The organism is Mesorhizobium sp. M1396, assembly GCF_040317725.1.
GTDB lineage: Bacteria > Pseudomonadota > Alphaproteobacteria > Rhizobiales > Rhizobiaceae > Mesorhizobium.
In genome coordinates this window covers 1-10,622 of the sequence record NZ_JAMYLA010000098.1, presented here as the reverse complement: position 1 = coordinate 10,622, position 10,622 = coordinate 1, and the positions used below count along the sequence as shown (strand labels likewise).

Here is a 10,622-nt window from a genome sequence, read left to right as displayed (position 1 = left end):
CGCCAAGCCGCCATTCGGCGGGCCAGACCAGGTGCTGGCCTATCTCGGCCGCTATACCCACCGTGTCGCCATCGCCAACTCTCGCCTGATCAGCATGGCTGACGGCAAGGTCGCGTTCCGCTGGAGGGATTATCGTCACAGCGGCCGGGCAAAGATCATGACGCTCGATGCACACGAGTTCATACGACGCTTTCTGCTGCACACCCTGCCGGATGGCTTCCATCGTATCCGCCATTACGGCTTCCTCGCCAACGGCCATCGTGCCGCAAAGCTCGAATTGTGTCGCAGGTTGCTGGACGCTCCGTTGCAGAAGGATGCGGCATCTGGAGACGAAGGCGCCGTCGCCAGCGCCCTCTCGACAACTCACCGCTGCCTCTGTTGCGGTGGCCAGATGGTCACACTGAGCATCTGGCGGTGCGGACAAGCGCCTCCTCGCCCCTTCTGGAACGACACGTCATGATCGCGCCCAACGCGTCCAGGTCACTGCGTACAGCATCGGCCGCAATGCGCGCCGGCATGCGGGGTTTTGACCCGCCTCATGCAGGTGGACACTGCCGGCCTGATGACGGCCAGCGTTGCGATGACCCTGAGCCCAACCAACGCCAAAACTTCCTTGCCTATACGGTTGTGACCCGCCACCAGCCCATCCAGGGGGACCTTCGAGAACTCGTCCGTCACGATCCCGACTGCCCCTCCAGGCTACAATCCCCATAGCGCCAGATCGCCCCGCGGCTTCGCTCAATCCGGCTTGCAATGAGGTCCGCTGCCGAGCCCGCATGCCACGCTCGTGCCCACGGACCTCACAGAAGCCTCCAGATTCCCTTGGGCTGCGGAGCGTGATTCACTCGGTTCGGCGGCGGCGAATCGAGGGGACGGCGAATGTCCAGGCCACGCGAGAAGCGCGAGACGGGAAAGCAGGATCTGTTCCGCTCCAGGCTCGATCAGATCATCAACATGAAGCACGAGCTGGTGCGGCTGGCGCAGACGATCGACTGGCCGGTGCTGGAGGAGCGTTTTGGCGCTGTCTATTCGGACGGCCCCGGCATGCCGCCGCTGCCGACCCGGCTGATGGCGGGGCTTGCGATCCTCAAGCACACTTTCAACCTGTCGGATGAGGTGCTGTGCGAGCGCTGGGTGGAGAACCCCTTATATCAGGATTGAGCGCAAGGCTTTTCTACATCTGATTGCTCCTGGCAAGTGTGGCCGAGACTGGAACTCCATTGATCGCGAAGAGATCGCGCAACCTTATATCCGGTCGGTGATTGGTCACCCGCACCAAAATCCCTCATGCAGGGAGGATGAGTTCTAGGAAGGACAGGACCAATCTACTAAAGCGGCCAGGTAAAGACCCGGTGCCATGGGTTCTCACGGTCACTATCCGTCATGGTCACGGCAAAGTTGATCTTCGCTCCTTCTGATTATGCCTTGAATATCGCACCGTCTGGCACCAGCCCTGTTTCGAGATAGCGCCAAAGGGCAACCACGAGCTTACGGGCAACCGCCACAATGATAATGCGGCGCATACGCCCCTTCGAACCGCTCGTGCGCTGCTTGAACCAGCCGGCGAGAGCGCTCTGGGGTTGATACCGCAGCCACAACCAGGCCAGTTCGATGCTCGTCGTTCGCGCCCGGGGATTGCCTGCTTTGCTGATACCCTGATCGTGATCCATGCTGCCGCTCTGGAATGGACTCGGCGTCAAGCCAAGGTAGCTGGCGAGGCTGCGACGATTCTGGAACCGGCGATAGAACACCTCCCTCGCCAGAACCGTTGCGATCTGGGAACCGATCCCTTTCAACTGGGCTAATCGTTGAATGCGATCCTCCTTCGGTGGAGCCGATCCTTCAGAGCATGCTTCGGCGCTGGCGATCGTATCTCGCTGTGCGTCGATTTCCTTGAGCATGGCATCGACCAAAGCCAGTCGTCGGCAATGCCGGCCGATCTCGGCGCGGAGCAACGGAGGAAGTACCCGTCCGTCACCGGTGATCATAGCGTCAAGCTGTTGAGGCCAGTCCTTACGATTGGGCGAGAAGGTATAGATGCCTTGGGTCGACAACAGGCCCTTGATGCGCCCTATGTGCTGAATGCGCTCCTTCATAAGAAACTGCCGCTCGCGATGCAGGCGTTTGGCATCCTCTTCGCCGGTCGAAGGAACCTTAACGATGGTGCAGACCTTCGGTTCTCCACGCCAGAATGCCATCAAAACGCAAACCAGCTTCTCGGCATCGAGGCGATCGGTTTTGGCACGCCTCGCTTTGCGACTGACCATGAAACTCGCGGGATCGAGCACAAGGTTCGTCACTCCGCGCGCCTCAAGCAAACGATGCAACCAGAAGCCATCATACCCGGCCTCGTAGCATGACACGATCTCGGGCTTTCGCCCGATCATGCGGGAAACCTTCTCGATGGCATGATCGACTATCTCGAACAGTTGTTGAGTGTCCCCAGAAGGTATCTTTCGGAGAGATATCTTGTCCGAGAGCGGGGTAAGGAGACCTACCAGCCAATTTGTCCGGCTGAGCTCGATTGCCATAAAGCATGTGTTCGTTATCCGCGTAACGGACTGCACCGATGGATTGGCGGTCATGGATATCCTCCTGTCTTTCGCCGAGAGAGGGAGCAAAGCTGCCCCAGCCGCAGGACCCTGCATAGGATCTACTTCCAGTATCTTTGCGGCGAGGAATTCTTCTGCCACGCGCTGCCGTTCGATCGCTCGTCGATGACGCGCTGGCGCAGCCGCATGGGCGAGGAGCGGATCGTGGCGCTGTTGCAGGAAAGCCTCAGCCTCGCGGTCAAGACCGGGGCGATGAAGCCGTCCGACACGCGCCAGGTGATCGTCGACACCACCGTGCAGCCGAAGAACGTGATGTTCCCGACCGACGCCAAGCTCATCCACCGGGCGCGTGAACGGCTGGTGCGGCTGGCCAGGAAGACGGGGCTCAATTTGCGCCAGAGCTATGTGCGGGTCGGCAAGCTGGCGCTGATCAAGCACCAGCGCTATGCCCACGCCAAGCAGTTCAAGCGGGCCAACAAGGCGCTGCGCAGGCTCAAGACCTATCTCGGCCGGACCATTCGCGACATCTCGCGCCAGGTCGCCGGCGATGCGGAACTGGACGCGCTCTTCAAATGGCCGCTCTACCAGGCCGCCACCGTTCTCGAGCAACGTCAGCGCCAGCGCGGCCGCAAGATCTACAGCCTGCACGCGCACGAGGTGGAATGCATCGGCAAGGGCAAGGCGCATATGCCCTACGAGTTCGGAGTGAAGGTGTCGGTGGCCACCACGCTGAAGCGCTCCAAGGGTGGCCAGTTCGCCCTGCATGCAAAAGCACTGCCCGGCAATCCCTATGACGGCCACACGCTGGCAAGCGTCATCCCCGACATGGAAGAGACCATCGGCAACGAGATCGGCCGCATCCTCGCCGACGCCGGCTATCGCGGCCACAACGCACCCCAGAGCCACAGGTTCAGGGTCTTCACCAGCGGCCAGAAACGCCGCGTCACCTCAGCCATCAAGCGCCAGATGCGCCGCCGCTCGGCCGTTGAACCCGTCATCGGCCACATCAAGGCCGAGCACCGCATGGGCCGCAACTACCTCGCCGGTCAGCAGGGCGACGCCGTCAACGCCATCCTGGCCGCCGCCGGCTACAACTTCTCCCTCCTGCTCAGGTGGCTGAAGGGTTTTTTGTCGCTCTTGATCGCTCTGCTTCAGCTCCGGCCCAATTCCGTCGCCGCTTAGAGTCCGGATTGTTCACGGTCGACTTTTTAGCCACGGCATCGTCTGCCATCAAAAGGCGTAGCAATCGTGGACTCCTCTTAAGCACTCGATCCCTATCTTGGTTGGTAGGTGTCTAAGCGACGTGGGCAGTGTTTAGTTACCTGAACCGAAGGCGTCGATCGAACCGCAGCAAGACCGTGCCGCACATTCGATTCGAGCCGATGTAGCAAAGCCGCGCTCGGTGCGGATTCATCTGAGCGGTCGGGACGTATTTTGGACTGATAAGATTGGAGAATGAGATGCAGCAGCGGGTCCCTCTCTGCGATGGTAATCGCCCGACCGGACACTTTCGGAACACCGGCTATGTGGTCAGCAAGAGCAAGACATATTTCGAGGCGGCCCATGCAGCTGGCCTCATGGCAGTCCATGGGCGTTCCATGGCCCGACGCGCCTTTGCCTTGGGCACCGGTCCGCTTAATAATCGGCCGCAGGCAATTGATTTCGTGCGATGCTCCTATCTGGGCCTCGACAATCATCCGATAATCATCGCCGGCGCGATCGAAGCGATTGAGGCGCATAGGTCATTGCATTGGTCCTGCGCACGAACGCGACTCAATTTCGATCTACTCGCAGAGCTAGAAGCAGCCCTGTCGGAGATGTTCTCCGCGCGCGTGCTCACCTTTTCCAGCGTCATGCTCGCCAATCTGGGCGCGCTGCCCCTCCTTGCATCGGGCCAATTGACGAACGGAAGGAAGCCGGTTGTCGCGTTCGATCGGTTCGCCCACATCTCGCTCGCGCATCACAAGCCAGTGGTGGCTGATGAAACTCGGGTTGAAACGATTGCGCACAACGACATCGGTGCACTCGAACGTCTATGCCGTCAGGAGCCGGTGGTCGCCTATGTATGCGATGGTGTGTATTCCATGGGAGGCCATTCCCCGCTCAAAGAGTTGCGCAAGCTACAGGAACGCTACGGTCTGTTTCTCTATATTGACGATGCTCACGGCATATCGCTTTTTGGTCGCCAAGGTCAAGGATTTGCGCGTTCTCAATTTCCGCAAGGGCTTGGTGATCGCACGATCATAGCAGCCTCGCTAGGCAAGGGATTCGGCGCATCAGGCGGCATGTTGATGCTCGGAACGTTGGAACAGGAGATTCTGTTTCGACGGTACTCGGTCCCCTATGCATTCTCGGCGGCCGCCAATCTGGCGGCAGTAGGCGCGGCGCTTGGCTCGTGCAAAATTCACCGCTCAGCAGAACTTGGGCAGCGGCAGAGACAGTTGGCGCAACGCATTAACCTCTTTGACCATTATCTGGTAACTGCCCAGCAAGGCAATTCGCTTCCGATTAGAATGGTCGCCATTGGACCGGAAGCCAAGGCGATTGCAATAGCAAGAGAGCTTCTCGATGCCGGCTTCTATACCTCGGTGACGTTCTTCCCGACAGTCCAGCAAGGAATGGCGGGGATCCGAGTCTGCATTACGGCCGATCATGAGGCCCGAGACATAGAGCGGCTGTGCGATCGCATTTTGGAAAAGGTAGCCGACCCGACCGGCAAGCCCTACGCGATTAATCCTCCCCTCAGGCGTTAGCGACGGTTCAGCAGAGGAATCTAATGGAACTGCCAGATACGACCAAATTGCTAGCAGTCGATAGGGTTAGGACGACCATGTCGCGAGATGTTGTGATCCTCAAAGCACTTGACTGTCACAGCAAGAAAGTCGCGAGATTCTGTGCCAGCTGGACGCTGGTATTAATAAGCTCGGTATTCAATATCGACAACGGCATCGATCCCGTGGAGACGTCGCGGCGGACCAAAGCCGGTCTGCGCTTGGTTCCGCTGTCACTGCTCGTACCGAACGCAAGTGCTAGATGTCTGGCGAGCAGCGCCGCGCTCGTGGCGCCTCAGGCTCGTATCGCTTAGCCGATGATTTCGGCGCAATCAGCATAGGTGGGAAAGGAGCCCTCGATGGGAGTATTGTCGCACCTGCGGGTCGTCGAAATCGGTAGCTCGGCCGCAACAAGTTATTGCGCGCGGCTGTTTGCCGATTTTGGTGCCGACGTTCAGAAGGTCGAGCCGCCAACAGGGGAGCCACTTCGCCGCACCGCGCCAGTTACGCCCAGTGGACAGAGTGCGTGGTTCGCATTCCTGAACTTCAATAAGTCAAGTAGCATCATCGATGCCACCGACCCGGACGCGATTGCACGGCTGACGGCACTAATCGAGAATTCTGACATTCTACTCGATGGCCGCGACGTCGGCTCCGCGGATTGCCCGCCCGTTGATATCCCCGCAATCCAGCAGCGGCGCCCCGGGTTGACCTACCTCGAAGCGAGCTGGTTCGGCCCTGAGGGTCCCTATGCGGGATTCGCAGCAACTGATTCGACCGTCCGCGCGCTCGCCGGCTTCATCAAGCTGGCCGGCCCGGTCCAGGGCCCGCCGTCGCACTCCCCCGATTTCCAGACAGGTATCCTTGGCGGTCTATGGGCCTTCATTGCTGTGGCCTCTTCGGCGGTTGCGCGAATGCAGGGTGGGGCAGGACGATCGTGGTCCCTGAGTATTTTCGAATCGAGCCTTACGGTCAGCGAGTATCTTATATTTGAGGCATTTGCGCGCGGCAACGTGATGCACCGGATTGGCACTAACCGCTTCTGGCCTGGCTTTCCGGTCGGCATTTACGAAACCAAGAGCGGTTGGCTTGGCGTGACGACATGGACGCCGGCACAATGGCGCGCATTCTGCGACATGCTTGGCCTATTCGAATTGCGTGACGATCCGGCTCTGGTCCTCGCCGAAGATCGTCTGCAACACATGGAACATATCGAACAGCAGTTTATCCCAAAGCTGAGGGAGCGAACAGCGCAAGATTGGTTTGAGGAGGGATTGAAACGGAAAATCCCCATCGTGCCAGTGCCGGAAATATCCGATCTGCTCTGCGATGCCGAGAAAAGAGCGCGCGGCGCGATCGTGCCTGTTTTGCTTGGTGAAGAAGAAGGCTTGACCGTGGGCTCGATGCAGCGGCTGACATTGACGCCGCCTCGCGGGGGAGGGAAGGTTCCAACTCCCGGCGAGCGTCAGCCTAACGTGAAACACAGGACACACCTAACCGCATTGACGTCGTCCGGCTGCATCTATTCCGACCGACAGCCGTTAAAGGAGGTTCGCGTGATCGACTTCTCGATGGGTTGGGCGGGGCCGTTGTGTACGCGGACACTAGCTGATCTCGGCGCGGACGTCATCAAGATCGAGGCCATCCAATATCCGGACTGGTTCCGAGGCGTTGATCGAAGCCCCGCTTTCGTCGACGACCATTTGTACGAGAAGGCGATGTGCTACTGCATCATGAACCGCAACAAGCGCGGTATCACACTCGACCTGACGCGGCCACAAGGCCTCAATCTTGCAAAACGGCTAGTAGTGGAAGCCGACATTGTCGTCAGCAATTATTCGGTCGATGTGCTGCCAAAACTCGGGCTCGGATACGACGTGCTAAAAACGCTGAACCCCCGCCTTGTCATGATGTCGATGTCTGCCTTTGGCGCCGACAGCGTTCATCGCGCTTGCCGGGCCTATGGCTCGACTCTCGAGCAAGGCTCAGGGTTGCCTAGTGTGATCGGAGATCCTGACGGACCGCCCGTGATGAGCCATGTCGCCTTCGGAGATGCCGTCGGCGGATTGAACGGCTGCGTTGCAGTTTTGGTTGCACTGATTCACGCCCTGAAAACAGGGCAGGGACAGTTCATTGATCTAGCGCAGATCGAATGCATGATGCCGTTTGCGGCACCATGGATCACCGTCGGCTCGATGGGTGGTTTGCCGCCACCGAAGTATGGAAATCGACATCCGCAGTTTGTACCTCATGGCTGCTTCCGATGTGCAGGTGAGGACAACTGGATCGTAATAGCTGCGACCGACGAGGAGATGTGGCAGAGGCTTGCCGTTCTTATTGGTCGGCCCGAATGGGCGACAGACGCCTCGCTGAAATCTGATGAAGCGCGCCGGGCCTTCGAGGATGTAATTGAGGAAGGCATTGCAGCCTGGGCGCGCAACCGCGAGGCGGACGAGGCCATGTCCGAGTTGCAAGCAGCAAAAGTTGCCGCCGGCGTGGCTCGCCTGCCGAAGGACCTACTTGCGGATCGGCACCTCGCCTCACGCGCGTTTCTGCAAGAAGTGGAACGCGCTTTCGTGGGCCCGCATCCGCAACCCTCGATGCCTATCCGCGAAGGCCAAGGGCCGTATGCAATTCGCGCAGCAGCGCCGACCCTCGGACAGCATAACAGGGACATCCTATCAGGGCTTCTTGGCCTCTCTGATGGCGAGATCGCACAATTGGTGAAGGAGGGCATCATCGGCATGGTGATGCTCTCCGACGGAGAGCTGTCACAATCAGAGAAGGCGCCGTGAGGCGACAAATCGAAGCCACAGGCCTGATTGATCTGCCCCTCAGCAGATTGGCGCCCGCTGCTGCGGTTTGGCGTCTATGGCCTATCTGCGCCGGTATTTTTCGACGTTCACGTCGAAGATCGTTGCGTAATGAACAAGTCGGCCCGCCGCGGCGAGGGTCACGACGGGGTCCGGAAAGGCCCTGTTCCATTCTCCAAACGGCTGCTTGGCGATTGTCATTATAGAAAGCGCTCATTTTTGCGCAGATGAGTTCGAAGAGCACGCTGGTTTCGGCTTGGTCTTGGTGCCGTACGTCAGATTGTCGAGGATGAGAAGATCGAGACTCTCGAGCTGTGTAGGTCGCCCGTGAACTATGCATTGATATACCGTGTTGATTGAGGAAGATCGCGGGTTTGGCATTGTAGGATTTGCGAGTACTTGGCCGTGGTTTTCTTGCAATTCGCACTTGCGACTGAACGAAGCCGCGAACGCGGCAGATGGTTTGCACCGGTTTGCGGGTGAGTGGCCTGCTGCCGGTTTCGTGGATCCAGGATAAGGTGTTTAACGGGTCTCCCGTGAAGAAAGCCCATTCGGCACCGGCGTTGAGGGCGAGCCCGTTTCAGAGGCTATTCCGGTCGAGCTGCGGAGGTCAGGCTGATCGTGGCTGGATCGGTGACGCTGGAGCGGTTGCAAGCAGCGCCAGGAAGAAGGCAAACAAAAGCCTCAGTCAGATGAGCAAGAGGCTGAAGTTGTAGCCGACGGCGGCGAGCATAGCGTTGTTGGCGTCACCTTCGGGAAGGCCAGGAAGTTGCGGCCCATGCGGTGGTCCTGCTTGAGATGGCCGATGACCGGTTCGACGGCGGCCCGGCGTCGCAGTGCCCGCTTGATGGCCTTGGTGAGGCCGCGCCTGTAGCCGGCGACATGGACCTTGAACCTCTTGTCCTTCGGCGGCGTTGTGGCCGCGATAGCCGGCATCGGCGACGATCTTGCCGAGATTGGCGCCGATCGCGGTCTCGATGGCGGGAATGACGGTGGCCAGTGTGTGGCCGTTATAGGGATTGCCGGGCAGCGCCTCGACATGGGCGACAAACTGGCCGCCGCGGCTGCGCTGCAGCGTGGTGGCGACCGAGACCTTGCCCCCGAACTCATAGGGCTTGTGGGCCTTACCCTTGCCGATGCATTCCACCTCGGGAGCGTGCAGGGAATAGACCTTGCGGCCGCGCTCGCGCTGCCGCTGGTCGCTGACGCGCCGGGCAAGCGACAGCGGCAGGGCGAAGACCTGGGTGAGTTCGGGCTGCCCGGCGAGCTTGCGGGTAATGTCGCGGATCTCCGCGCCGAGCATGGTGCGCAGCCGCTTGAGCGGCCGGTTGGCGCGCTTGAACTGCTTGGCATGGGCATAACGCTGATGCTTGATCAGCGCGAACTTGCCGACCCGCGCATAGGACTGGCGCAGTCCGATGCCGTGTTTTTTGGCCAGCGTCACCAGCCGCTCGCGGGCCCGATGCATCAGCTTGGAGTCAGTCGGGAAGGTGATGGCCTTCTCCTGCACGGTGGTGTCGACGATCACCGCACGGAAGTCGGCCGGTTTGGCCGCCCCCAGCCGCGTCGCTGCCGCAAGGCTCTCCTGGAGCAAGGCCATCAGCCGCTCCTCGAAGCCCTCAAAGGCGTCGAGCATCGTGCCTTACATCCACGCGCGAAAGGCGCCGCCGGAACAGCGCTCTGATGTCCGCTGTCAAGGTTTGGAACGTGGGTCTCCGGCCGATCCGAGGAACGGCTGCTCATTCTGATGATCGCGCATGGTGGAGGCGGAACTGAAGGACGTCGGTGATCAAGCTCTGATGCGCGGGTTGGCTACCGCATTCCCGATTGTGCGTCTGGGGCTGTTCCTATCTTACTGCGGGCGTCGGCCATTGCCGGCCACAAAGCGTCTGACGGGCATTCCCCTGCCGTGGCCCCGCCTCCGCCCATGCGCGAATGATGTATGTCGCCGCGGCGACGAGATCAGGTTGTGTGCGCCTCCCTGGCAACGGCCCACATGAAGCCGACCAGTTCGCGGGCGATCGCGGTGCAGACCACCGTTGTCCTCTTGCCCCGTCCACTCACATCCGGATACCGGGTCGTCAACCGGGTCTGCGCTTTCCACAATCTCCCGCACCCTCGGTGGCGCCTGCTCCAGACGGCACAGCTTCTTTGCGCCGGGTGGATGCCGATAGGTCCATGCGCTCTCGACCAGCATATGGCGAACGCGACCGTTCCCTGCCTTGGTGATGCCGCCCCGTCTGACTGTCTCGCCGGTCGACCGCTCGCCAGGGACGAGGCCAAGATACCCCATAAGCTGGCGCGGACTCTCGAACCGCTGCACGTCGCCAACCTCGGTGGCAAATGTCACGGCAACGATCAAGTCTACGCCCCTCAGGGTCTGCAGCGCCCGCACGATCGGCGCCAGTGACCAGGTCGGAACGAACTCCTCGATCACACCCTCAAGTCGCTCGACCCGCTCTTTCGAGACGCGGACTGCTTCAACC

The 10,622-nt window shown here is 60.2% G+C and carries 4 protein-coding genes and 5 pseudogenes; 5 read left to right on the top strand and 4 right to left on the bottom strand.

The genetic code is table 11. From position 1 onward, the window contains the following. On the top strand, positions 1-460 hold a 460-nt coding region (locus NKH02_RS33240), incomplete at its 5' end, for an IS91 family transposase (RefSeq protein WP_352884005.1). A gap of 419 nt (positions 461-879) precedes the next feature. Next, a pseudogene (locus NKH02_RS33235) lies at positions 880-1,155 on the top strand (transposase); the annotation flags it as partial. A gap of 263 nt (positions 1,156-1,418) precedes the next feature. Here the strand turns inward: NKH02_RS33235 and NKH02_RS33230 are convergent. Then, on the bottom strand, positions 1,419-2,585 hold the full coding sequence (locus NKH02_RS33230; RefSeq protein ID WP_502913891.1) for an IS110 family RNA-guided transposase: 1,167 nt from the start codon (positions 2,583-2,585) through the stop codon (positions 1,419-1,421). 66 nt (positions 2,586-2,651) lie between these two features. Here NKH02_RS33230 and NKH02_RS33225 point away from each other — a divergent pair. The 3 genes and pseudogenes from NKH02_RS33225 to NKH02_RS33215 all read left to right on the top strand — a co-directional run. Next, positions 2,652-3,734, top strand: a pseudogene (locus NKH02_RS33225) (IS5 family transposase); the annotation flags it as partial. Positions 3,735-4,012: 278 nt separating this feature from the next. Further along, on the top strand, positions 4,013-5,305 hold the full coding sequence (locus NKH02_RS33220) for an aminotransferase class I/II-fold pyridoxal phosphate-dependent enzyme (protein ID WP_352884000.1): 1,293 nt from the start codon (positions 4,013-4,015) through the stop codon (positions 5,303-5,305). A 377-nt stretch (positions 5,306-5,682) separates the two neighbouring features. After that, positions 5,683-8,118 carry a CaiB/BaiF CoA-transferase family protein gene (locus NKH02_RS33215; RefSeq protein WP_352883999.1) on the top strand — a complete coding sequence of 812 codons (2,436 nt, stop codon included), beginning with the start codon at positions 5,683-5,685 and terminating at the stop codon, positions 8,116-8,118. Positions 8,119-8,202: 84 nt separating this feature from the next. Here NKH02_RS33215 and NKH02_RS33210 read toward each other — a convergent pair. From NKH02_RS33210 to NKH02_RS33200, 3 pseudogenes are all read right to left on the bottom strand, one after another. Further along, positions 8,203-8,451, bottom strand: a pseudogene (locus NKH02_RS33210) (ATP-binding protein); the annotation flags it as partial. A 295-nt stretch (positions 8,452-8,746) separates the two neighbouring features. Continuing rightward, positions 8,747-9,748 (bottom strand): annotated as a pseudogene (locus NKH02_RS33205) (IS5 family transposase); the annotation flags it as partial. A gap of 350 nt (positions 9,749-10,098) precedes the next feature. Then, positions 10,099-10,622, bottom strand: a pseudogene (locus NKH02_RS33200) (transposase); the annotation flags it as partial.